The sequence below is a fragment of the Amycolatopsis sp. CA-230715 genome (genome assembly GCF_018736145.1).
GTDB lineage: Bacteria > Actinomycetota > Actinomycetes > Mycobacteriales > Pseudonocardiaceae > Amycolatopsis.
This window is the reverse complement of sequence record NZ_CP059997.1, coordinates 4,084,906-4,106,681: the sequence shown is the minus strand read 5'-3', so window position 1 is coordinate 4,106,681 and position 21,776 is coordinate 4,084,906. Positions and strand designations below refer to the sequence as shown.

The following is a 21,776-nucleotide window of genomic DNA, read 5'->3' as shown; positions in this document are numbered from 1 at the left end:
CCGCTACATCAGCATCGGGTCGATGTCGCAGTCGGCGCGGGCGCCGCGGCCCGCCGCCTGGGTACCCGGGTGGGCCTCGCCGAAGACCTGGCGGTACTTCACCAGGATCGGGTCCTGGAAGGGCGCGGCCTCCTCGGCACGACCGGCGGCGGCGAGGTCGAGGCCGAGGTTGAAGCTCGCGGCCAGCACCGTCGGATGGTCCTCGCCGAGCACTTGCCTGCCGCGTTCGACCGCGTCCCGGCCCAGTTCGATCGCCTTGTCGTACTCACCCAGCGCGGCGAGGTCGCTCGCCAGGTTGACCGTGACGATGACCGCGTACGGATGGTCCGGGCCGATGGTGGCCCGGAAGTGCTCGAGCGCGCGCTCGTCGATGGTGCGCGCGGCGGCCACGTCGCCTTGGAGCCGCAAGGTCACCGCGAGGTCGGCGCTGGCGGCCAGTGTGTGCGGGTGGTGCTCGCCGAGACCGCCCCGGTACCGCTCGAAGGTCTCCTCGCCGAGCTTCTTCGCTCCGGCCATGTCACCCGAGTGGCGCAGATCGATCGAGTGCGCGAGCGCGCAGGCCATCGTGGTCGCGTGGTCGTCACCGTAGGCGAGCCGGAAACGGTGGAGGGCTTCCGTCGACAGGCTGAGCGCCCCGGGGTGGTCACCGTCCTTCCGCCTCGCCACCGACAGCAGGAACGCGTTGCCCACGGTGTCGAGCTGGTCTTCGCCGTAGCGGGTTTGGAAGTTCTCGGTGAGCCTCTCCTGCTGGACCCTGGCCTGGCCGTATTCGCCCGCCTCGCGCAGATCCACGATCAGCGCGCTGTTCGCGCTGAAGGTGCGGACGTGGTCGCGGCCGAGCACCTCCATGCGCCGCCGGAGGGTGTCCCGGTCCAGTTCCTCGGCGGACCGGTAGGCGCCGGACAGCCGGAGGCTGAGCGCGTGCTGGTACGCGGCGTGGAGCGTCTCCGGGTCGTCCTCGCCGAACATGCGCTTGCACTTGGCGTAGATCTCTTCGCTCAGTTTCGTCGCCGCGGCGAAATCGCCCTGCGCGCGGAGATCGATCGTGATGTTCCGCTGGAGCGCGAAGGTTTCTTCGTTCTCCTCGCCGGACACCTGCAGGCGCAGGGCGAGGGTCCGCTGGTTGAGTTCCGCGGCCTCGGAGTACCGGCCGATCGCCCAGAGGTAGAGCCCGAGCCGGGAGGACACTTCGAGCGTCTGCGGGTTGGTCGGGCCCAGCGTTTCGGTGAAGTGCTCCCGTGCCTGCTTTCCCAGCCGGGCCGCTTCTTCGTGGTCGCCGTACTCGAACAGGTAGCGCATCACGTTGATGTAGAGCTGACGCGGCCAGCTGTCGTCGCAGTCCAGCACGTTGGCGGCGTAGGCGTGCGGCAGCAGCTCGCGGTAGCGCGGCCAGTGCCTGCTCGACTCGGGGTCGTTCGGGTCGAGCGCGGCGAGCAGCTGGTGCGCGCCGTGCTGCATGCGCGCGTGCACCTGGGGTGCCATCACGCGGTTGCGCAGCACCAGCTGGACCAGGCGGTGCAGCTGCAGCGTGTTGTTGCCGTGGTCGATCTTCGCCAGGCCGTACCGGTTGATGTCCCGGATGGCGCGGGCCAGCTTGATCGGGTCGCGCAGCGCGGCGTCCAGTTCGGGGGAGATCGAGACCCGGCTGACCCCGGTGAGCAGGTCACGGGAAATCGGCTCCGGGGAGAAGAACGCGCAGATGTGCAGGATCTGGTGGGCCGCCGGGTTGCGGGTCTTCAGCTCCTCGAACGAGACGTTCCACGCGGCGGCGACGGACACTTCGTAGTCCGGGGCCGAGGCGGTGTCGAGGATTTCTTCGACCGAGTCGTCGAACAGGCGCAGGTACTCCTGCACCGGCATCCCGGTCACCGCGCGCCAGGCTGCCGCCTGCTCGACCGCGAGGGGCAGGTCGCCGAGTTTCTCGGCGAGTTCGTCGGCGTCTTCGACGTTGATCTCCGGGCCGCGACGGCCGAGCAGCTCGATGCTTTCCTCGCGTTTGAACACCGCCAGCTCCAGCGGGCGCGCAATGCCCGCCCAGTCGGAGTTGCGCGAGGTGATCAGGATTTCGCCGGGGCCGTTGCGCGGGAAGTACGGCAGTACCACGTCGGGGCTGTCCGCGGCGTCGAAGACCAGGAGCCAGCGGCGGAACGGGCGACCGGTCCGCAGTGCTTCGAGCACGGCGGGCACCGCGATGTTGGCTTCGGCCGAGCCCGGCAGGCCGAGCGCGCGGGCGAGTTCGGTGAGCCCGGCGCGGATCTGGGTGGTGTGGGCCGCGTCGATCCACCAGATCAGGTCGTAGTCCTGGAGGTGGCGGTAGATGTACTCGGCGGCCATCTGGGTCTTGCCGATACCGCCGAGGCCGTGCACCGCTGACGGGAGCACGGCGGTGGTACCGCTGGTCAGGCGTTTGGCCAGCTGCTCGAGGAGTTCGACGCGGCCGGTGAAGTTGGGGTTGCGGGGCGGGACGTTGCCCCAGACCGGTGGCGGATCGTCGGGCTGGCGGTTGGGGAAGCTGCGCGCGGTGGTGCCCGATGTCGAGGGGTGGGCCATCGGCCTCGTCGCCTGCTCGATCGGGTCGGGCTCGTTGAGACGGGGCACGCGTTCCTCCGTCGCTGGCACTGAGTCGGGGGGACGTTCGGCCGTCTCGGGCATTTTGGAATTCACAGCCTTGATGGATTCAGAAGTGGGTAGGGAGGGGCCATGCGATACCGCGTTCCGCAGCCGGTCGGCGCGGGACAGATAAGGGCCGGAGAGCGCGCGCATGACCGCGCTCTCCAGTTCGACGTCGGCCGACGACTCGAGGGTGAGCACCGGGTCCGGCGTGTTGTGCGGGTCGGCGATGGCGTCTCGGAGGTGACCGAGCACCGGAATCCGGCGGCCGAAATGGGTGGCCGCCACCCGGACGACGTCGGCCGTTTCCGAACGCCGCGCGCCGCTGAGTAGCAATTCCCGGACTGCCTCGGGAAAGGAAAAGAGCCCACTTGTGTCCCAAGTGGACTTTCCATCCCTGAGTGCGGGAGCGTACAGGACGCCCGACACGACCAGTTCGAGTAGGTGTTCAAGCCGGGCGTCCGGTACGAAATGGCGTCCGACCACCTGTGCGACGTCCAGGTGGACCGGTACCGATGCGAGCAGCTGGGCCAATCGCAAAGCGGGTGGGGACGCGACACTGCGAAAACGGTGCACCATTTCCGCGGGCGACAGCGGCGGTGAGGAACTTTCGGACTCGTTCGGGGGAATTCGCTCCGTGGTGAGCAGGAGTGTTCCCTCTGTCGTGCCGGCGTGCTCACCGGTGACCAGCTTCGCCCACCACGCCAGCCACCTCGGCTGCAGTTCGAGCACCGGCACGGGTACGACCCCCGGCGAAACCGCCCGATCGGGTTCGAGCCAGGCGTCGGCGAGGTCGAAACCCCAGCGGCTGTTGGGGGTGAACGAAGTCGGCACCTTCAGCCGTGCCTTGTGCAGGTCGAGACCGCACCGGCCCCAGAGCCACTGCGGGAGCAGGTGCACGATGCTGACCGGCATCGCCCTGCCCCAGCGCGCCAGCATCGGGTAGAGCACGGTCTTCTGCCACGCGTCACCGACGCCGTCGGTCACCAGCAGGACCACGCGCCTGCCGGACGAATCCAGTATTTCGTCCGGATCTCTCGCCGGTGCGCCGGGTGTGCCGCCGCGGAGAACCGGGGTGCCGTTGACATTGTCCTTCGCGGTTTCCAACAGGCGGACCTGAATTGTGCGGAACGCACCCAATTGTTCGAGCATGCTGACGAACGCGGCCACCCTCGGTCGCCACAACGCCATCGACGGACCGTTGTCGAGCACGAGCGTCAGATCCAGCCAGCGTGTTCTTCTCGACCGGGTGACCGGCCACCACAGGCCGGTTTCGGCGGCTCGAACGGCGGTCGCTTCTTCGTCAAGCACCACGTCGTTGCTTCGTTGTGAGACCGTTTCGCGTTTCAACGTTCTCAGTGCGCGAAAATAGTCCAGCGACTCGGGAAGCGCGATTCCGCCGGTGGCGGCGCCGTCCACCACCGGTTCGCGCTGTTCGGCGGGCACGGTCTCGCCCTCGGCGGCGACCAGGCCCGGATCGCCGTCGGGGGAAGGGATTCCGGGGACCGGCGGGTGCCGCGGCGACGGCGGCGGCGACGGCGGGATCGACCGGGGCTCGGCGGGCGCCTGGCGGATCGGGGCGCGGACGCCGTCGAACGTCGGCTCCGGTGCTTCCGGCGGCGGGGGCTCGGCGGCGCCACCGGCCGGGCTGATGGCGGCGGCGAGCCACAGGATGTCCGCGACCTCGCGCCAGCCGAGGTCGCCGAGCACGGGTCTTCTGCTGGTGGCAGGTGGCTGGGGTCCCGCCTCCGTGGCGGAACGGGGGACGCCGGTCGGCCGGCTCATGTCACCGCACCGTCAGCCGTTGCCAGAGTGCGTCGACCAGCCGGGGCCACGTGTGGTGGTCCGGCTGGTAGGCGCCCGAGGTGGCCAGGTACACCGCGTCGAGGAGGCGGTCGGTCGGCAGCCCGCCCTCGGCCTTGCTCCGTTCGGCGAACTCGCGGACGAGCTCGTCGCGATGTTCGCCGTCCTCGTCGATCAGGTGGCTGGCGACGATCGCGGCGAGCTGTTCGTGATCGGGGTTCTCGATCCGCAGTTGCAGGCAGCGGCGCAGGAACGCGGGCGGGAACTCGCGCTCGCCGTTGCTGGTGAGCACGACGATCGGGAAGGCGTGGCAGGCGATCCGGCCGTCCCGCACCACAGCGGTGCGCTGCGGGTCCGCGGTGTGCACGGTGACCTCGGGGTGCCGGGTGCGCACCCTGGTCAGCTCCTCGATCGGGAACTCGCCGTCCTCGAAGATCGACAGCAGGTCGTTGGGCAGATCGGCCTCGGACTTGTCCAGCTCGTCGACCAGCAGTACGCGCGGCAGCCGTGTGGGCAGGAACGCGGTGCCGAGCGGGCCGAGCCGCACGAAGTCGCCGATCGGCGGTTCCTCGGCTTCGCCGCCGCGCTGCGCCTGGCTGGTCGCGGCCGCCTGGACGCGGCCGATCGCGTCGTAGCCGTACAGTCCGGAAGCCAGCGTGGTGTGGCTGGTGATCGCCCAGCGCAGCACCCGGCCGAGGCCCAGTTCGCGGGCGATCCGGTAGGCGAGGCTGGATTTTCCGGTGCCGGGGTTGCCGGTGACCAGCAGCGGTCGCCGCAGGTAGAGCGCGGCGTTGACCATGTTCAGTTCGGTGGCGTCGATTTCGGCCTCGGTGAGCGTGAACGCGGTGCCGAGCCTGCGTTCGGACTCGCCGTCGTCCGGCGGCGGGACGTCGTGCTCGGGCAGCGGCCCGCCGCGGTAGGCGCGCCAGGGCGGCGGCGCGGGCAGGATCTGCGCGAGGTCGATGTCGTGAATCGGCCGTCCCGTGCCGCGGTAAATCCACCAATCGGGCGGTTCGGTGCGTGCCGCCGCGTCGTTCTGGTGTACACCGTCGTTCACGTTCATCCGTGGTACCCCCTCAGTGTCGAACCGAGATCAACGGCCGGGGCCAACGGTTGGTCGAGAACGATTACCCTATTCGGGTCGTCCCACAGTACTACCAAATCGTGAGCCAGCGAATTCTCGAACGGTACCGCCATCCGCGAAGAATTGGCCATTTTTCGTCGTTCCGGTAGGTCGATGAACCCGCTGTCGGTGGCCAGCACCCAGTCGAGCAGGGCGTGCAGCTCTTCCTGGCTCGCCTCCTCGTGCCACAGGATCACCGGCAGCCCGCTCCGGAGCGCGCTGGTGAACTCGTCGGATCGCGCGCTCGGTTCCCGTTGCGGTGACGGCGGTTTCGCCATCACCATGCCGACCCAGTGCTCGTCGCTCAGTGCCGCTTCGATGGGGAACTCCTCGGACTCCGCGTATCCGGAATAGTGCAGCCGATCGGCCGACGGGTTCGCCAGCATAGAGTCCCACCGGATGTGCCACGCGCGGTGCCAATGCTTCGCCCGCATCCGCTCCAGTGATCTGAGGACGACCCGGTATCCGTACCGCAGGAGTTGCGGCTGACCGGTCGCGTGCTCCTTCGCCCAGCGCTGCACCGGCAAATTGATCAACGCGCGCGGCAGCAGAAATTCCACCGCGGCGGAAATGCCCTGGTCGGACCAAACCTCTTCGGCAGCCAAGATCACGTCGTCGACCCGGTACTCGATTTCGTCGATCCCGATTTCGCGGACGCCGCCGAGGACGGGCGGCCACACATCCGGGTCGTCCTGCCGCCAGAACGCGAGGGTGCAGCGCGCGGGGTCGGCGGAAACCGGTTCGAGCATGATCAACAGGTGCAGGTGCGCCCGGCGGGGGATCGGCCGATCCAGCTCCTTCCGCGTCAGCACCGGACCGATACGCAGTTGCCTGGCCTGGTCGCCGACCCAGCCGCGGATCAGCGCGCCCCGCTCACCGCCGAGCTGCTCGGCCAGCACGTGCAGGAACGTGACCGCGGGCGGGACGCCGTCAGGGCCCGCGTTGTAGTCGGTGAGCAGTTCGAAGGCGTTCCACGCGTTGTCGATCCCGTTGAGCGGCGGCAGCGAGGTGGCGGGGCCGAGCGCACGGCTCACCAGGAGCGCAAGCTGAGGTACTTCCGTCAGCGCGAGGTGCTGCTTGAGCGCCGTCAGATCCGACGACGGGATCACGTCCAGGACGGCTCCGCCCGGTTCGGCGGGCGCCGTGCGCGGCGCCGGGACCGGCGCGGCGATTTCGCCGAGCAGGCGCAGATAAGCCGTTCCGGTGAAGGTCTTCACCTTGACCGTGATCGGCGCGTACGACTCGGGCAGCAGACCAGGGTCCGGCGCGATGACTTCGTCGAAGAAGCGCTCCGACGAGATGACCGCGACCATGCGGCCGGACTCGGCGAACACCTCCTTGGCACGCGGTGCGTCCAGGATGCGGAAGGCGGTGTCGACCGCCTCGCCGACCCAGCCCTTCCCGTCGTTGAGCACGTCACCGGAGTTCAGGCTCACCCGCAACCGGATCTGGGCCTGCGCGGTGCGCGTCCAGTTGTAGCGGCGGAGCGCGACCGTGATGCGATCCGGCAACCGGTCGGCGACGATGCTCTTGGGCGTGCCGGACGGCAGCAGGACGAGCGCGCCGTCGCCGCGGTCCTCGGTCGCGCAGGAATCGAAGTCGACGTCGCTTTCGGCGAAAGCGGTCTTCAACACCTCGTACATCCCCTGACGTACCGCGAGCCGATCCGGAAGGCTCCGGTCGGGCGCGGTGAAACCCGCGACGTCGACCACCACGATCGTGCGGTAGAGGGTCGGCGTCGGCTGTGTCACTGGCCCTCCCTCCCGCGACGCCGGGATCGGTCCGGCAGCAAGGCCACCGCTCGATTATGGGTCACCCTCGCCGCCGTTCAGCGTCAAATGACGAACAAGCCGTCGTCCATCCGTGGTGGAATCCCCCGTTGGTGCGCGGCATCTCGGCGACAAGGTTTCCCCGCCCGCACGGTTCTCCGCAAGTGCTTCGGCACGTTCAGGTCAGTGCCGCTCGTTTGCGCGCCAGCACCGCTCGTTCGCGTTCGTTGGCGCAGAGCCGGATCGCGCGGTCCAATTCGTCGTGCGCTTCCGCCGTTCGGTCCAACCGGATGAGCAATTCGCCGCGAACGCTTGGCAGCATGTGCGAATTCGGCAGCGCATTGGCGTTCACCAATTCGTCCACGATGACCAGTGCCGCGGCGGGTCCGGTGGCCATGGAGACGGCCACCGCCCGGTTCAGCTCGATCACCGGTGACGGCGCGAGCCGCCCGAGCGCCTCGTAGAGGAGCACGACGCGCGGCCAGTTCGTTTCCTCGACCGACGCCGCGACCGCATGGCACTCGGCGATCGCCGCCTGCAGGCCGTACCCGCCCAGCCCGCGGCCGACTTCCTTGGCGCGGGCCAGCGCGGCCCGGCCACGCCGGATCGCGGCCTGGTCCCAGTGGCCGCGGTCCTGGTGCTCCAGCAGCACCGGTTCGCCGTCCGGCCCGGTGCGCGCGGGGAAGCGCGCCGCGGTCAGTTCGAGCAGCGCCAGCAGGCCGTGGACTTCGGGCTCGTCGGGGACCAGCCGAGCCAGTACGCGGGCTAAACGCTGTGCTTCGCTCGACAGGTCGAGGCGGATCAGGTCGGTGCCCGAGCTGGCAGACGACCCCTCGGTGAAGATCAGGTAGACCACGGCGAGCACCGAGCCGAGCCGTTCGGACCGCTGCGCGCCGTCCGGGACCTCGAACGGCACCCCGGCCGCGCCGAGCGCCTTCTTCGCGCGCGTGATGCGCGCCTGCACGGTGGCTGTCGGGACGAGGAACGCTTTGGCGATCTCGTCGCTCGTCAGGCCGCCGACCACGCGCAGCGTGAGCGCCACCCTCGCCTCGCGGGACAGCACGGGGTGGCACGAAACGAACATCAGCGCGAGCAGGTCGTCGTCGATCTGGTCCGGGTCCCACAGCACGTCCCCGGCTGGGCCTTCCGGCGAGCCACCCGAAGCGACGCCGCCCTCGCCGAGATCACGGGCGAGGGCGGCGTACCGCTCGTCGAGCGCGGAGCGGCGCCGGAAGGTGTCGATGGCACGGCGCTTCCCGACGGTGAGCAGCCAGCCGGCGGGATTGTCCGGCACGCCGTCGCGCGGCCAGTTCACGAGCGCTTCGGCCAGCGCTTCCTGGGCGAGGTCCTCGGCCAGCGCGAAATCGCCGGTGTACCGCGCGAGCGCACCGACGATCCGCGCGGACTCGATCCGCCACAGCGCGGCGACGGCCTCGCGGCCGGAGTGCTCGGTCATCGCTCAGAGCTGGCCGGTGGCTTCGCGCCAGGCCCGCTCCTTCTTGATCCACTCGTTGTCCTGCGGGAACTCGTCGATCGAGCTGACCCGGCGGATCTCGGTCTTGAAACCGGGGCCGGCGATCGGGGACCGCTTCGCCCACTCGACGGCTTCTTCCTTCGACGCGACGTTGAGGATGTAGAATCCGCCGAACAGCTCCTTGGTCTCGCCGTACGGGCCGTCAGTGACCAGCGGCGGCTCGGACGAGTAGTCGACGACCACGCCCTCTTCGGCGTCGGTGAGCCCTTCCGCCGCGACCAGCACACCCGCCCTGATCAGCTCGTCGTTGAACTTGCCGACGGTCTCGAGCATCTCCTCGAAGTCGAAGTTCTCCATGCCCGCGTAGGCATCTTCGGTCGCGCGCATGATCAGCATGTACTTCATGGTTCCGGCTCCTGAGTTCCGTCAGGCCCCGCTCGGGCCCGTTCACCCCTAGGTCGAACGGGGCGCGACACGGATCGACACACCCGCTGAACTTTTTTCTCCGAGGTCCGGGAAGCGTACTTCGCCCGCGGTTGCTACTCGCGAGTAAGGTAAGGGCATGTCGAGTGCTCCGGTGGAGGTCGAATTCGATTCGGGCGGCTCGTCGTGCGCGGGCCTGCTGTACCGGCCAGCCGCGGAGGTGGCGCCGCTGGTCGTGCTCGGGCACGGGCTCGGGTGCGTCAAGGAGATGCGCCTGACCGCGTACGCCGAGCGGTTCGCCGACGCGGGTTTCGCCGCGCTGGCCTTCGACTACCGCTACTTCGGCGCCAGCGGCGGGGAGCCCCGGCAACTGCTGGACATCGAGTCCCAGCTCGGCGACTGGGCCGCCGCACTGCGGTTCGCGCGCATGCTCGACGGCGTCGACCACGACCGGATCGCGATCTGGGGCAGCTCGTTCGGCGGCGGGCACGTGCTGGAGGCGGCCGCCCGCGACACCCGCGTCGCCGCGGTGATCGCGCAGTGCCCGTTCACCAGCGGGCCCGCGTCCGTGCGCGCACTGGGCGTCCGGTCGGGAGCACGGGTGACGTTCCGCGCGCTGCGGGATCTGGTGGGCAGGCGGCCGGTTCCGGTCGCGCTCGCCGGGCCGCCGGGATCGGCCGCGCTGATGACCGCGCCGGACGTGGTAGACGGGTATTTCCGGCTGGTACCACCGGATTTCCCGTTCCGCAACGAGGTCGCCGCCCGGATCGGGCTGCGCATCCCGTGGTACCGCCCCGGCCGCAGGCTCCGCGCGCTGGAGTGCCCCGCGCTCGTGGCGGTGTGCGATCGCGACAGCGTCGCCCCGCCCGGTGCCACCCTCCGCGCGGCTCGCGCCGGTGCCACGGCCGAGGTGAAGCGGTACCCGGTCGGACACTTCGACATCTACGTCGGCGATGCCTTCGAACGGGCCGTCGCGGACCAGATCGACTTCTTGCGCCGTCACCTTTCCTGAGCGCCGGTCAGGCCCGATTCGTGCGCGAACACCACCGCCTGCACGCGGTCGCGCAGGTCCAGTTTGGTGAGGATGTGGCCGACGTGGGTCTTCACGGTCCCCGTCGACAGGCACAGCAGCTCGGCGATTTCCGCGTTGGACCGCCCGCGCGCGACCTGCTGGAGCACTTCGCGTTCGCGCGCGGTGAGCAGGGCCAGCCTGGGGTCCTCCCGCACGGGCAGCTCGCCGGCGATCCGGGTGAGCAGGCGCCGGGTGACGGTCGGCGCCAGCGTCGCTTCCCCCGCGGCGACGACGCGGACGGCGGAGAGCAGGTCGGCGGCGAGCGAATCCTTCAGCAGGAAGCCGCTCGCTCCGGCGCGCAGGGCCGCGTAGACGTACTCGTCGCGGTCGAACGTGGTGAGCACCAGGACGCGCGGGCCGTCGGGGCCGTGGTCCGCGATGATCCGCTTGGTCGCCTGCACGCCGTCGAGATCGGGCATGCGGATGTCCATCAGCACGACGTCGGGTTTCGTGTGCGCGGCGAGGTCGACGGCTTCGTTCCCCGTCCCCGCTTCGCCGACGACTTCGATGTCCTGGGTGTTGTCCAGGATCATTTGCAGCCCGGTCCGGACGAGCGACTGGTCGTCGGCGATCAGGACGCGGATGGTCACGGCCGCGCCGCGGCGAGCGGCAGGCTCGCGTGCACGGCGAAGCCGCCGTCGCGCCGTCCTGCTTCGAACTGTCCACCTAGGACGGTCACGCGTTCTTTCATTCCGCGGAGCCCGTGCCCCGCCGGTGCGTCGCTTTCGGACGCTTCGCCGTCGTCTGCCACGTCGATCTCCAGTGCCGTCGGTGCGTAGCGCAGCACGATAGCGGCCGACGCCCCGGCACCGGCGTGCTTCCGGACGTTGGTCAGCGCTTCCTGCACGATGCGGTAGGCGGCCAGGTCGACCGCGGGCGGGAGCGGGTGCGGCTGCCCGTCGACGCGCAACTGGACCCCGGTGCCCGCCCGGCGCGCCTCTTCGACGAGCTGCGGCACCCGCTCCACCCCCGGTCGCGGTTGCCATTCCGGTGCGTCCTGGCCGAGCGAACCCAGCAGCCGCCTGGTCTCCGCCAGCGCGGTGCGCCCGGTGTCCACAATGGCCTCCAGCGCTTCGCCGGTGCGCTCGGGTTTTCGCGCCAGTGCGGCCGCGCCGCCTTGTGCTTGCAGCACCACCACGGAGAGCGCGTGCGCCACCACGTCGTGCAGTTCGCGGCTGATCCGGCCCCGTTCCGCCGCGACCGCGAGTGCGGCCTGTGCGTCCCGTTCCCGTTCCAGGTCCTCGGCGCGCTGCCGCAGTTCGGCCAGCCGCACGCGGCGCTGCCGGGTGGTGAGGCCACCCAGCCAGGTGACCGTCAACGTCAAGCCCAGCACGGGAAATCCGCCCCAGGTGGTGGTACGGGCCTCGTCGCCGGGGACCACCGGGCACGGCGGTGGCACGTACCGCTGATGCGGTACCGGCAGGCACGGCGAGGGGATTTCCGGTGGTGGCGGTGGAACGCCGATCGCGCCGTCGTCGATCCGCGCGATTCCCGTCGCGCGCTCGTCCTCCAGAACGGCGTTTTCGTAGAGCGTCCACCCGCCCGCCACCACGAGCCCGGCCAGCACCAGTGCGATCGCCAGCCGTTGCGGGCCGCGCGAAGCCACCGTGTACAACCCGATCAGCACCACGAGGTCCACCGGGCGGACTTCGTTGCCCATCATCAGGTGTGCGAACGCCGTTCCCAGTCCGGCAACGAAGGTCACGAGCGGCAACCGGTGCCGGACGCACACCGCCGCGATCGCGACGATCGAAGCGAGCCACCACGCTCCGTCGACGTCGTCGTCGCTCGCGATGATCGCGGTGACCGCCGCGACGAGCAGTGCCAGCGCGATGTCGACGCCCAGGGGTGACCAGTGTGCGCGCTCCAGCCGCGTGACGACCGCGGTCAACCTCTTCATAGCTGGCGGAGCCTAGTTCGGAACTCCACGCGGTGGATCTCCCGCGAGGAGGACACCGGAGTGCGACCTCCGGCAGAGGAGCCGCGCGGGATTCGTGCTCCGCGGCCGATGTGCGACGAGCGCGCGCCGGACCACGCTGTGCGGGTCGATCTTCCGGACAGGAGTGTGAACGGTGAAAAGGATCTTGACGGCCGCGGTGGCGATCGCCGCGATGCTGAGCCCCGCGACCGTTTCGGCGGCACCGAAGCGGCTGACGTTGCCGCCACCGACCGGCGGGTACGCCGTCGGCACGGCCGAGCTGCACCTCGTCGACTCCGCGCGCGCCGACCCGTGGGTGCCGGATTCCGGCCCGCGCGAACTGATGGTGTCGATGTACTACCCGGTCGTGGTGCCCGTCGGCGCGCCGCGGCGGTACCTGACGACGAAGGAGGCCGCGATGCTGCTGGCGGCCAACGATCTTCCGGACGTTCCGCCAGTACTGCTCGCCGGGACGAGGAGCAGCGCGCGGGTGGGCGCGCCGCCGGTGCCGCGCCGGTCTCCCTTGGTGGTGCTGTCCAACGGGCTCGGCATGCCGCGCGCCACCCTGACCGGGCTGGCGGAGGACCTGGCCAGCCGCGGTTACGTGGTCGCCGCCATCGGGCACAACTACGAAGCGGAAGGCACGGCGTTCCCGGACGGGCACGTCACCGAATGCGCGGCGTGCGGCCCCGGGCACGACGACGTCCTCCTGCCGAAGGTGCGCGCGACCGACGTGTCCTTCGTGCTCGACCGGCTCACCGCGAAGGATTCCCCGTACGCCCGGCTGATCGACCCCGCGAAGATCGGCATGGCCGGCCAGTCCGTCGGCGGCAACGCGGCCCCGCTCGCGATGCTGGCCGACCGCCGGATCCGCGCCGGGGTGAACCTGGACGGCCGGTACTGGTCACCGCTGCCCGAGTCCGGTGTGGACGGTCCAGTGCTGATGCTGGGCAGGGCACCGCAGCACACTCCCGGCGGGCAGGATCCGACGTGGCCCGAAACCTGGCCGAAGCTGCACGGCTGGAAGCGCTGGCTCACCTTCGACGCGGCGGCGCACACCGGCCTCACCGACAACATCGCGCTGATGGACCAGATGGGCCTCACCAAACCCGGCACGATGCCCGGCGCGCGGTCGATGGACCTGACGCGCGCCTACGTCGCCGCGTTCTTCGACCTGCACCTGCGGTCGCGGCCGCAACCCCTGCTGGACGGCCCGGTCGCCGCCAACCCCGAAGTGCGGTTCTGGCCCTGAGCCACGATCCGACGCCATCCTTGACGGGCGAACGGATCCGTTCGCCCGCCAAGGGGAGCCCTTGATTCAACATTACCGCGAGCCACCGACAATTCCCGGAGTGGACGAAGGCCGCTCGCGATCTCTGTCCTCGCGGCCGTCCGGGCGCCCATCCCCGAAGGTGGCCTTCGGGGCATCTAACGCCGCGAACTCCACCCTCGCAAAACACTCTCACCGCCCACACCGGCCCCCGAGTGCCCCGAAAGTGGCCTTCAGGGCATCTACCGCCCCGAACGTCACCTTCGGGGCACGCGAAGATCCGCTGCGGGCTCGCGCGGGTGGCGGCCGCCTGCCGAGGGGGCCGAGATCGTGACGCTCAGCGCCCCACGAGGGGGTCTTCGGCGACCTACACGGCCTGCCCCGACTTCTTTAGGAGCCACCTTCGGGCACGCTCACCCGAGGAAGTCGATCAGGGCGTCGCGTCCGGCGTGGCCGCGTTCGCGGTTCTGGATCGAGTGCGACGCGCCCTTCACCACGACCAGTTTTCCGTTCGGGGCCGCCGCGGCTTCCTGCTGCGCCCATTCGAGCGGGGTCGACAGGTCGCGGTCGCCGTTGAGCAGCAGTACCGGGACGTTGGGCAGTTCGGCGGCGGGGTTCGACGCGGGGCGCACTCGCGGCCAGCGCGCGCAGGTCTGGATGAAGTACTGGTTCACCGCGACCTTCGCGGTGTACGGCCAGGTCGCGGAAGAGGGCAGGAGGTGTTCGGTGAGCCCGATCGACGGCTGCCGCAGCCACGACGGGGAACCCGAGTCGCCCCAAGGGAAGCGGAGATCGGTGCACACCGTCGCGGCGTGCAGGCCCGCACTGTACTTCAGCACGTTGTCGCCGCCGGGTTTGTACCCGTCCAGCAACGCGTCCAGTTTGGACCGGTCACCGGCGCGCGCCTGGTGCAGCGAGCCGATCAGATCGCCCGCGTCGGCGTCCCGGTAGGTCGGGTCCGCGAACTCGTAGGACACGATCATGTCGAAGATCCGGACGCCGTCCGCGGTCGAGGAGTTCCTCACGACGGTCGCGAGATCGTCCGCGGGGTCGAAACCGCAGGCGGGTGCGACGGTGCAGGCGTCACGCAGCACGCGCGCCTGCGCTCGGAGTCCCTTGAGGTACAAGGTGTCCGCGGCGCTCTGGTGGTGCGGCAGCACCGAGTCGAGTACGACCTTCGACACGCGGTCTGGATGCGCGACCGCGTAGCGCGCGGCGCTGAACGAACCGTAGGAAACGCCGTCCACCACCATCTTCTCGACGCCGAGCGCCTGGCGGAGCTGGTCGAAGTCGGCGACGTTCTGGTCGGTGTTGTACAGCCCGGCGGCCTTCCCGAGCAGGCCCGAGCATTCGTCGACGGCTTCGGGGGTGGCGGTGATGATGTCCGAACTGCCGACCTGCGCCTGCAGACCGGGGCACTTGATCGCGCCGAACTCCCCGGTGCCGCGCTGGTCGATCATCACGAACCGGTAGTCCTTGGCGACCTCGGGCAGCCGTGAGGTGATCCCCTTGATCGCGGACGCGCCGGGCTGACCGGGGCCGCCGGTGAGGAACAGCAGCACGCCCTTCGGCGCGTCGGTGTTGTCGCCGGTGGCCACCTGGAGGTCGAGCGAGCCGGGCACGCGGCCGGTGTGGTCGAGCGGCACTTTCAGCGTCGAGCAGGTGAAACCCGGCTGCCCGGCGCACGGATGCGCATCGGCGAGCGCGGTGGGCGCCGCGGAAGCGGCACCCGTCGTGACGAAAGAAGCCGCCAACGTGGTGACGAGCAGGAACTTCAGGCGCATGCGCTGATTCTGCCCGCCACCGGCGTCGGCGGCACCAGACTTACGTCGGGATGATCAGCCCGCTTGCTTCAGCAGGATGTCCACGGCCGCGTCGTTGCGGGTGGTCTGCTCCGGGATCTCACTGGCGGGCGGGTAGAAACCGTCGATCCCGCCGTCCTTCGGGTACATCTCGAACGTGTAGCTCAGCGTCTTGGACTTCGACCACGCCCAGTCGTTGATGTCGCCGTCGGTGACGTAGAGATCGCTCGACTGCTCCGGGGTGTACTTGTTCGTGTCGGCCATCTGCTTGCCGACGTCGGCGAACCGCTTCGCTTCCTCGGCGGACATGCCTTCCGCGGTGTCGTCCTTCGTGTAGCCGTAGGGCCACAGCACGAGCTCGGAGAAGGTGTGGAAGTCGATGTGCGCCTTGAACTGGTGCCCTGCCATGAAGTCCGAGACCGCCTTGGTCTCCGGCTCGGAGAACGCGGACGGGCCGTGGTAGTCCTCCGCCGACGGGTCGTCGGAGGAACCGCCGCAGCAGCCCCACTTGTAGCCCCAGTTGCGGTTGGGGTCGGTGCCGATCTCGTTGCTGTTCGGCACCGGCTTGCGGGTCTTGCGCCAACCCTGGTACTTCCCGCCGGAGATGTCGTACTCGGAGCCGTCGGGGTTCACGTTCGGCACGACGTAGATCTGGTGCGAGTCCACCATGCCCTTGATCGCGGCGTCCTTCGCGTAGCCGTCGGTGAACCGCTGCACGATGTGCAGGCACATCTCCGTGGTCAGGTGCTCGCGCGCGTGCTGGTTGCAGGTGAACAGCACCTCGGGCTTGCCTTCGGACGCCTTGCTCGCGATCTTGAGGACGTTCAGCTCGCGGCCTTCGAAGGATTTGCCCGCACTGGACAGCTGCGCGAGGTCGCCGTGGTCGGCGACGGCCTTCTTCAGCGCGTCCGTGGTTTCGGCGTAGGTGTGGTACGCCTCGTCGCCGGGCGGGAAGTCGCCCGGCTTGTAGGCCCCGCCCTTGCTGCTGCGCTGGGCGAGCAGCTGGTCGAAGTCGCCGACCTGGTCCAGCGCGAACCCGCCTGCCCGCAGGCCGTCGGCCTGCTTCGGCGTGGCGACCACGGTCATCACGTCGCCGCGGGTCCCCGCCACGTCGGCGCCGCTGTTCCGGACGGTGGTGCGCTTCGCGGCGTCGGTCGCCCCGTGCACTTCGTACAGACCGCGGTCCGGCGCGGCGGGTTCACCGTGGGCTGGCGCGGTCGCGGTGAGCAGGGCGAGCCCCGCGGCCGCGGCCAGCGCGCCCCAGGTTCGACGTCGTGTGAACATTTCGCCTCCGAAAGGTCGCCGACAGTGCCGCTCAGCGTCCTTCGGTCAGCTATCGACTACAACCCGCCGATAGTCGGAAAAATCCTTACCTCACGGCCAAAGTAGCTCGCGCACCCACCGGCCCCCGTCGAGCCGGTAGCGCAGCCGCACGTGGCGCCGGTCGTGGCGGGCCTGCCAGAACTCAACCGAAACCGGGGCGACGAGGTAGCGGACCCAGGTTTCCGGTGCCCTGTACGGGTTTTCGGCCACCCACTCGCGCGCTTCCGCCGCCGCGGCTTCCAGCTCGGCCGGATCGCGCAGGACCGCGGACTGGTTGCCGATGAACGCCTCCACCCGCGATTCCGGTGACCTGGCCAGGAAATCGTTCCGCGACACTTCGCTCGGCGACGGCGTCACGGTGCCCCTGATCCGGACCTGCCGCCCGCGCGCGGCCCAGAAGAACGTGAGCGCGGCCATCGGGTGCTTCCCGAGTTGGACTCCCTTCGGGCTCTCCGAGCTCGTCGCCACGTACCAGCCCGCCGCGTCGACGTCCTTCAGTATCACCACGCGCGCGTCCGGTACGTCGTCGGCGTCCACTGTGGACAGCGTGACGGCGTGGGGCGCGAGCACGTGTTCGCCCGCGTCTTCGAGCCACGCCAGGAAGATCTCGTGCGGCCGCTCCGGTGCCGTGCCGGGATCGAACTCCGGCAGGTCGGCGGGGAACGACGGCCAGCCGCGCAACGCACTCATGAGTGTCATGCTCGCAGCACACCGCCGCGCGTGGTTGACTGACGCCGCTATGCGACGAGCCGCCATCACTCTCGGTGCCGCCACCGCGGTCCTGCTGGCCGGGTGCTCCGGCGGCACGCCACCGGCACCCCCCGCCGCACCGCCGTCCGCCCCGCCACCCGCCGCGCCGGTCGTGCCGCCCGATCCGCAGCCGTCGAAACCGGGCCCGTGCCCGTACCTGGACAACGCGTTCGTCTCGGACGCGAACGGGCAGCGGGTGTCGAAGGCGCAGGTGTCGGCCGACGCGCCGCACCCGGCCTGCTTCTTCTACGCGCTCACCGGAAAGCTCCAGCTCACCGCGTGGGTCTACACCGGGACGAAGGAGGTCGCCCGCGCGCTCGTGGACAAGGTGGCGCCGGTGGCCACGAGCAGCCCGGCCACCGAGCCGCCCGGCTGGCAGGGCGGCTACCAGCCGACCGACGCCGGTGCGGTGTACGCGGTGGCGAAGGAGGGCACCGCCGTCGTCGTGACGACCAACCAGAAGCAGACCGTGAAGGCCCGCACGGTGGTCAAGCAGGTCATCGCGAAACTGGCCCTCTAACCACGCTTGGTAGACACAGAGTCAACACGCTGGCACCAACAGGTGACGCACTGCCGGGGCAAAGTTGATCTTGTACTACCCTTGGCAGCACTCGCAGCCGGTGAGGACCAGCGCACCGCCCATCACGGTCCGCCCCCCAAAGCGGCGCGCCTGTGCTGCGGACCCGTTTCGTGCACTTCGATTCATAAGGACAATGCCGTGACCCTGAAAGAAATCCTGACCGACTCGTCCCGTCGCCCTGCCGTCGTCACCGACCTGCAGACGCTGGTCGACGAAGAGGTTTCCGACAAGGGTGGCGTGTCCGGCGCGGTCGTCAAGACCGGCTACGCGGCCGTCAAGAAGATCAAGCCGGGCATCATCCCCGCGGCCGTCGACAGCCTGCTCGACGACTTCACCGTGGCGCTCGACCCGTTCTACGGCGACTACAAGGCCAAGGGCGGCGGCGACTTCGGCGCCTACCTGTCCGGCCGCTCGGACGAGGCCTCGGACGCGCTGCTGAGCGTGACCGACAAGCGCGCGGAGAGCAGCAGCCGCGACAGCATCAAGAAGGTCTACGGCAAGCTTCGCCCGAACGGCAAGAAGAACGTCGAGGAGGCGCTGCCCCGCCTCGGCGCGCTGATCCAGAAGCACGCGGGCTGATCCCAGCCACCGCAAAAAAGTCCCCGGCACCGCGAAGGTGCCGGGGACTTTTCACATCCGCGCGCGCGATAAAGCCCGCCAGAATGCCGTGATGGCCACCATGACGGCATTCAGTGCCGTCATGGTGGCCATCAGGGGCGCAAAAACTCAGTTCTTCTTTTCGCTGGCGTTGCTGGACTGCTGGCCGTTGCGGGCCGCCGTCGCCTTGTCCTCGGCCTGCTTCGGCGCGGGCTTGGGCTCAGCGGGCTTCTCCGCCGCCTTGGGGGCGGCGGGCTTCGACGCTTCAGCGGGCTTCGCGGCGGGCTTCGGCGGTTCCGGGCGACGCGGGGGAGCGGGCGCCACCGGCGGTTCCGGCTTCGACCGCAGCGCGACGGCGGCACCGGCGGCGACCGCGCCGATGACGACCAGCCACGGCCAGCGACGACGCCTGCGGCCACCCTTGGCGGCGGTCTTGGCCTCGATCAGCGCGGCCTTGAAGTCCTTCTTGGCGTGCTTGAAGTCCTTCTTCCCGCGGCGCTTCGACTCGCCTGCCGATTTCGCGGCCTTGATCGCGGCCTTCTTGGCCTTGCGGCCGGGCTTGCGCATCTCGGCGAGCCGCTCGGCGGCGATCTTGCGCGCCTCCTTGGAGCTGCGAGCCAGCTCCTTGCGGGTCTGCCCGCTCTTCTTGGCGAGCTTCTTGCGAGCGCGACGACCCCTCTTCGAAGCCTCCTTGCGGGCGTTCTCGGTCCCGTCGGAGAACTTCTGCTCGGCGGCCTGCGCCGCCTGGGCTGTTGCTTCGGCCCCGGCCTGCGCTGCCTCGATGGCACGTTTGCGCAGGTCGAGCAAGCCGGTACGGACCGACTCACCGACCGAATCTGCGGCCCGGGTCATGGCCTTCACCTCGTCAATCGTTTTGGCTCTGCTTAGTTGCTTGTAACCTATCGTGCCCCTTTCCGTCCCATCCTGCCGCAGATGGCACGATGAGTCGCGTGACTGAAAGCAATGGATCCCCCGTTGGTGGTGCCCGCAAGGTCACCCTGCACACCACGCAGGGCGATATTCACCTGAACCTCTTCCCCGACCACGCGCCGAAGACGGTCGCGAACTTCGTCGGCCTCGCCGAAGGCACGAAGGAGTACACGCAGCCGAACGCCAAGGGCGAGAACTCGGGCCCGTTCTACGACGGCTCGATCTTCCACCGCGTGATCGACGGCTTCATGCTGCAGGGCGGCGACCCGACCGGCACCGGCCGCGGCGGCCCCGGCTACGAGTTCGGCGACGAGTTCCACCCCGAACTGCAGTTCACCAAGCCGTACCTGCTGGCGATGGCGAACCGCGGTCCCGGCACGAACGGCTCGCAGTTCTTCATCACGGTCGGCCCGACCACGCACCTGAACTTCAAGCACACGATCTTCGGTGAGGTCGCGGACCAGGACTCGCGCAACGTGGTCGACTCGATCGCCCGCACCGCGACCGGGCTCGGCGACAAGCCCGTCGAGGACATCGTGATCAACAAGGTCGACGTCGAGCGCTGACGCCCGCTTCGCCGGTCCTTCGGTAAGTTGGTGGCATCGTGACGCAACCACAGCCGAACTACCAGCAGGAAATGCCGACGTGCTGGTGGCACCCGAACCGGCACACCGGGCTGAGCTGCACCCGCTGCGGCCGGCCTGCCTGCCCCGACTGCCTCCGCGAAGCTTCCGTGGGGTCGCAGTGCATCGACTGCGTGCAGGCAGGCCAGCGGCAGGACCGAAGCCAGCAGCGGCAGTACCGCGCCGCCGGTTACGGCGCCCGCACGGTGGCCGGCGCGCGCGTGTCCTCCACCGTGGTGGTCACGCCGGTGCTCATCGCGCTCAACGCCGTCCTGTACGTGATCACGGCCGTGCAGGCCAAGAGCCCGATGGACAACGGCGCGTCGAAGCTCTCGCTCGACGGGGTGATGTTCCCGCTCGCGGTGGGGCAGAACGGCGAGTGGTGGCGGCTGCTGACCTCGGGCTTCCTGCACTTCGGGCTGATCCACATCGCGGTGAACATGCTGTCGCTGTGGATGCTCGGGCGCGATCTCGAACTGCTGCTCGGCAAGGCGCGGTTCATCGCGGTGTACCTGGTGTCGCTGTTCGGCGGCTCGGTGGCGGTGTACCTGTTCGACAACCCCGCCGGGACGACGGCGGGCGCGTCCGGCGCGATCTACGGCCTGCTCGGCGGGATCCTGATCGCGGTGCTGCGGCTCAGGCTGAACCCGGTGCCCGCGCTCGGCGTGATCGCGCTGAACCTGGTGATCAGCTTCTCGTTGCCGAACATCTCGATACTGGCCCACCTCGGCGGCCTCGTCGTCGGTGCGCTGGTGACCGCCGCGATCCTGTACGCCCCGGAGAAGGCGCGCGTCGCCTGGCAGGCCGGGGCGCTCGTGCTGGTGGCGTGCGCGCTGGTGGTCGGGGTCGTCCTGCGCGACGCGCAGGTGGAGAAGCTGGCCTGCTACGGATCAGCGAGCCGCGGCGTGACCTGCGTGGACCGGTCAACCACCGGTGCGTAGCGCGCTGAGCGCGTCGAGCACGTCCCTGGGGTCTTCGCCGAGTTCGATCCAGCCGAGCACGTGCAGGTTCTCGCCGCTCTCCAGTTCGAGCGTGACGCCGTCCCTGCCGAGCCTGCGCGTGGTGCGCAACCGGACCTCCAGCCCGGCCCACGGGAGGACCACCTGGCCCGCCGCGGTCCGGATCCGCACGCCGTCGGCGTCCGCGGCCAGCTTGGGGCGGACGAGCGCGCCGTAGCCGGTGACGACCACGAGCACGACGGTGGCGAGGCCGAACAGCACCAGTCCGCCGTGATCCCCGCGAACGGCCGCGTAGGCGGTACCGGCCGCGGCCGCGAGCGCCAGCACTCCGGCCCCGGCGATCAGCGACGTCTTCGGAGCCCAGCGCAGCGAGTGGTTATCCACAGGCGTTGTCCACAATGGGGATGGAGTCACACCGATGTAATTCGGTGTCAAGCGGCCATTCGGCGTAACTGATTCGCTACCGCCAGCGCATCGTCATGAGCAGGCCCGCGATCATCAGGGCGAACCCGATCGCGAAGTTCACGTTGCCGAGATCGGCCATGAACGGGATCTTGTCGCCCGCGATGTAGTTGACCACGAGCCAGATCAGCCCGAGCAGCATGAGCCCGAACATGACGATCTTGTAGAACAGGTTGGACGGCCCAGCGGCACGCACCTTGACCGGCGTGCGCCGGTCGGTCGGCGGGGTGTACGCCGTCTTCTTGCGGACCTTGGACTTGGGCATGGGAGTCCTCGCGTGCGTTGGAA

19 protein-coding genes are annotated in these 21,776 nt (G+C 69.6%); 6 read left to right on the top strand and 13 right to left on the bottom strand.

Annotation, left to right across the window (positions count from 1 at the left end; genetic code table 11):
* Positions 1-3 precede the first annotated feature (3 nt).
* The 5 genes from fxsT to HUW46_RS19425 form a co-directional block, all read right to left on the bottom strand.
* Entirely contained in the window at positions 4-4,395 is a 4,392-nt protein-coding gene (gene fxsT / locus HUW46_RS19445) for an FxSxx-COOH system tetratricopeptide repeat protein (protein WP_215548626.1), read from the bottom strand.
* A gap of 1 nt (position 4,396) precedes the next feature.
* A complete protein-coding gene (locus HUW46_RS19440) occupies positions 4,397-5,476 on the bottom strand; it encodes an AAA family ATPase (RefSeq protein WP_215548625.1) in 1,080 nt (359 codons plus the stop codon).
* Positions 5,473-7,287 carry a VMAP-C domain-containing protein gene (locus tag HUW46_RS19435; protein WP_215548624.1) on the bottom strand — a complete coding sequence of 605 codons (1,815 nt, stop codon included), beginning with the start codon at positions 7,285-7,287 and terminating at the stop codon, positions 5,473-5,475. The genes HUW46_RS19440 and HUW46_RS19435 overlap by 4 nt, the downstream gene beginning before the upstream one ends.
* Before the next feature lie 196 nt (positions 7,288-7,483).
* Positions 7,484-8,761, bottom strand: a complete 1,278-nt coding sequence (locus HUW46_RS19430) for an RNA polymerase sigma factor (RefSeq protein WP_215548623.1) — start codon at positions 8,759-8,761, stop codon at positions 7,484-7,486.
* A 3-nt stretch (positions 8,762-8,764) separates the two neighbouring features.
* Positions 8,765-9,184 carry a YciI family protein gene (locus HUW46_RS19425; RefSeq protein WP_215548622.1) on the bottom strand — a complete coding sequence of 140 codons (420 nt, stop codon included), beginning with the start codon at positions 9,182-9,184 and terminating at the stop codon, positions 8,765-8,767.
* A 157-nt stretch (positions 9,185-9,341) separates the two neighbouring features.
* Here HUW46_RS19425 and HUW46_RS19420 point away from each other — a divergent pair, with 157 nt between their 5' ends.
* Positions 9,342-10,214 carry an alpha/beta hydrolase gene (locus HUW46_RS19420; RefSeq protein WP_215548621.1) on the top strand — a complete coding sequence of 291 codons (873 nt, stop codon included), beginning with the start codon at positions 9,342-9,344 and terminating at the stop codon, positions 10,212-10,214.
* Here the strand turns inward: HUW46_RS19420 and HUW46_RS19415 are convergent.
* On the bottom strand, positions 10,202-10,864 hold the full coding sequence (locus HUW46_RS19415; protein ID WP_215548620.1) for a response regulator: 663 nt from the start codon (positions 10,862-10,864) through the stop codon (positions 10,202-10,204). The two genes, HUW46_RS19420 and HUW46_RS19415, sit on opposite strands and share 13 nt — an antisense overlap.
* Positions 10,861-12,174 carry a sensor histidine kinase gene (locus tag HUW46_RS19410; protein ID WP_215548619.1) on the bottom strand — a complete coding sequence of 438 codons (1,314 nt, stop codon included), beginning with the start codon at positions 12,172-12,174 and terminating at the stop codon, positions 10,861-10,863. Before HUW46_RS19410 ends, HUW46_RS19415 begins: the two co-directional genes overlap by 4 nt.
* Before the next feature lie 172 nt (positions 12,175-12,346).
* On the opposite strand from HUW46_RS19410, the gene HUW46_RS19405 reads away from it, so the two are divergent.
* Positions 12,347-13,444 (top strand): alpha/beta hydrolase family protein, encoded by a 1,098-nt coding sequence (locus HUW46_RS19405; protein WP_254126325.1) that lies wholly within the window; start codon positions 12,347-12,349, stop codon positions 13,442-13,444.
* Between the two features lie 431 nt (positions 13,445-13,875).
* Here HUW46_RS19405 and HUW46_RS19400 read toward each other — a convergent pair whose 3' ends face one another.
* The 3 genes from HUW46_RS19400 to HUW46_RS19390 form a co-directional block, all read right to left on the bottom strand.
* Positions 13,876-15,246 carry an alpha/beta hydrolase gene (locus tag HUW46_RS19400; protein WP_215548618.1) on the bottom strand — a complete coding sequence of 457 codons (1,371 nt, stop codon included), beginning with the start codon at positions 15,244-15,246 and terminating at the stop codon, positions 13,876-13,878.
* Between the two features lie 54 nt (positions 15,247-15,300).
* The gene (locus HUW46_RS19395) at positions 15,301-16,548 is read right to left on the bottom strand and encodes a M14 family metallopeptidase (protein ID WP_215548617.1); all 1,248 of its coding nucleotides are present in this window, start codon (positions 16,546-16,548) and stop codon (positions 15,301-15,303) included.
* Positions 16,549-16,638: 90 nt separating this feature from the next.
* Positions 16,639-17,277, bottom strand: coding sequence for a pyridoxine/pyridoxamine 5'-phosphate oxidase (locus HUW46_RS19390; protein ID WP_215549971.1), 639 nt, complete (start codon positions 17,275-17,277; stop codon positions 16,639-16,641).
* A 49-nt stretch (positions 17,278-17,326) separates the two neighbouring features.
* Between HUW46_RS19390 and HUW46_RS19385 the strand changes: the two genes are divergently transcribed.
* Together HUW46_RS19385 and HUW46_RS19380 are read left to right on the top strand one after the other, a co-directional pair.
* On the top strand, positions 17,327-17,857 hold the full coding sequence (locus tag HUW46_RS19385; RefSeq protein WP_215548616.1) for a DUF2020 domain-containing protein: 531 nt from the start codon (positions 17,327-17,329) through the stop codon (positions 17,855-17,857).
* A gap of 198 nt (positions 17,858-18,055) precedes the next feature.
* Positions 18,056-18,496 carry a DUF6918 family protein gene (locus tag HUW46_RS19380; RefSeq protein WP_215548615.1) on the top strand — a complete coding sequence of 147 codons (441 nt, stop codon included), beginning with the start codon at positions 18,056-18,058 and terminating at the stop codon, positions 18,494-18,496.
* 147 nt (positions 18,497-18,643) lie between these two features.
* Here the strand turns inward: HUW46_RS19380 and HUW46_RS19375 are convergent, their stop codons facing one another.
* Complete coding sequence (locus HUW46_RS19375) at positions 18,644-19,366, bottom strand: hypothetical protein (protein WP_215548614.1); 723 nt, start codon at positions 19,364-19,366, stop codon at positions 18,644-18,646.
* A gap of 89 nt (positions 19,367-19,455) precedes the next feature.
* Between HUW46_RS19375 and HUW46_RS19370 the strand changes: the two genes are divergently transcribed.
* Both HUW46_RS19370 and HUW46_RS19365 read left to right on the top strand, forming a co-directional pair.
* Entirely contained in the window at positions 19,456-20,010 is a 555-nt protein-coding gene (locus tag HUW46_RS19370; RefSeq protein WP_215548613.1) for a peptidylprolyl isomerase, read from the top strand.
* 38 nt (positions 20,011-20,048) lie between these two features.
* Positions 20,049-21,008, top strand: coding sequence for a rhomboid family intramembrane serine protease (locus HUW46_RS19365; protein WP_254126323.1), 960 nt, complete (start codon positions 20,049-20,051; stop codon positions 21,006-21,008).
* Here the strand turns inward: HUW46_RS19365 and HUW46_RS19360 are convergent.
* Both HUW46_RS19360 and crgA read right to left on the bottom strand, forming a co-directional pair.
* Entirely contained in the window at positions 20,991-21,410 is a 420-nt protein-coding gene (locus HUW46_RS19360; protein WP_215548612.1) for a PH domain-containing protein, read from the bottom strand. The genes HUW46_RS19365 and HUW46_RS19360 overlap by 18 nt on opposite strands.
* 76 nt (positions 21,411-21,486) lie before the next feature.
* Positions 21,487-21,753 carry a cell division protein CrgA gene (gene crgA / locus HUW46_RS19355; RefSeq protein ID WP_215548611.1) on the bottom strand — a complete coding sequence of 89 codons (267 nt, stop codon included), beginning with the start codon at positions 21,751-21,753 and terminating at the stop codon, positions 21,487-21,489.
* Positions 21,754-21,776 lie beyond the last annotated feature (23 nt).